The organism is Pseudanabaena cinerea FACHB-1277 (assembly GCF_014696345.1).
Taxonomy (GTDB): Bacteria; Cyanobacteriota; Cyanobacteriia; order Pseudanabaenales; family Pseudanabaenaceae; genus Pseudanabaena; species Pseudanabaena cinerea.
On sequence record NZ_JACJPY010000178.1, the window covers coordinates 1 to 1,567 of the forward strand.

Genomic DNA, 1,567 nt, shown 5'->3' on the forward strand with positions numbered 1-1,567 from the left:
TTGTTCGTCCATTTCGCGGTATCCATAAAAAGTATCTGCATCTCTATGTAGCCATGTTTGAGTGGGCTTACAATTTACGTTGGATTGATTTTGACTTCCTCCGCCGTCTTCTTGTCCCTCCTTTCACCTATTTACCCACATGAGCGGAATACTTTACATCTGCCGAATTTGCATCGGTGATGCCTTGCACTCTACGAAAATGCTCTATTAATTCTGTAATTAGATTAACTTCTGGAGCAGGTAGAGGTTTTCTTGGCTTTTCCCAAAATACTTGAATCGTTTTTGCGACCGCAGGAGCAAATCTTAGTGCAGGGTGGTTTACACCATTTAGACAGACAAAATGAGCATGTTTGAGCTTAGTAGACTCAATAGTAACAGTGCCATCACTACCGCCTGTAGTATTCCCTGCCACTACTAAAGTTGGAATTATGGCTGTAATCTTTTCTGCTAAAGGTCGCCGATTTTCACCCAGATATTTAGCCATGCCAATGCCCCAGCCAAAAGGATCAATCATTCTGGCAAGATCTGAACCACCTATAGGCGATCCCAACAGTACCAAAGATTCAACTTTTGACCACCATTCTCGATTACGAGATAATACTTCAACCCAAATCACCCCACCCAAAGAGGTAGCTATAATCCGTACAGGTGTATTCGGATACTGCTCAAATGCTTGGACTGCATCTTTTTCAACCTTATCAACTAAAGGTTCAATTTTGAAATAAGTTTTCACAATTCCCAAATTTGGCGCAACAATATGAGAATTTGGCGGCGCAACTTTGAGCGCTAGAGACAGCATTTCACTGTTTGTATCACTTAGCCCATGCTGAGAAAATATTATAAATTTTGTCTGATTAACACTTGACATATTTGTTTTTTACAGAATTAATCCTTTGCGATCGCCACACCCATAAATCTATCAACAATCAAGCGATTTTAGCTATGAATTGAATAGGCGATCGCTATATACTTTGCCATTCCCTAGCATCCGCAAACATCGACAAATGCTTCGCATTACTCGTAGCAATAATCACTTCATGCCCATAACCAGCAACCAAAACCGCTTGAGTCGCCAAAATCACATCACCATCCAAAGCTTTATTATCGGCTGTCGGCTTACCTTCATTTCTAGCCCTAGCCCATAACTCTGCCACCTTTAACATCAACTCTGTCGTAATTGGTAAATATGTAAGTTCAGACTTCAAAAGATCTAGTTTCTTAATGCTCAATAACTTATTTGCCCTTAAAAGCTCTCTCCTAACTTCATAATCAATTGTTTCTGATAGAATCACATTAATATTTCTGGCTAAGACACTATCTAACCATTGCTGACACTGCAAAGCCAAAGGAGTTGCTTTAGGGTTCGTAATCAATCCAACGGGTGTAGAGTCCAAAAAGTTGACATCCGCCCCGCGCTGAAGCGACGGGGATTCCTAAGACTCACGACTTAGGTTTCTGCTTCATAGCACCAGCCTTAACAGATTTACTCTGTTCGGGTCTTACAGTCGCTCCACAGACATTAACCGCAAGCCCTGCGGCAAGAATATTTTTAGCAGCATTCACATCT

General features: G+C 41.2%; 2 protein-coding genes and 1 pseudogene. All 3 read right to left on the reverse strand.

Translation table 11 applies throughout. The features are described from left to right. Positions 1-127: 127 nt before the first annotated feature. A complete protein-coding gene (locus H6F44_RS22695) occupies positions 128-868 on the reverse strand; it encodes an alpha/beta fold hydrolase (RefSeq protein WP_190353351.1) in 741 nt (246 codons plus the stop codon). 94 nt (positions 869-962) lie between these two features. After that, positions 963-1,394: a type II toxin-antitoxin system VapC family toxin gene (locus H6F44_RS22700; protein ID WP_190353352.1), complete on the reverse strand. Its 432-nt coding sequence runs from the start codon at positions 1,392-1,394 to the stop codon at positions 963-965. 46 nt (positions 1,395-1,440) lie between these two features. Next, positions 1,441-1,567 (reverse strand): annotated as a pseudogene (locus H6F44_RS24230) (RNA-guided endonuclease TnpB family protein); the annotation flags it as partial.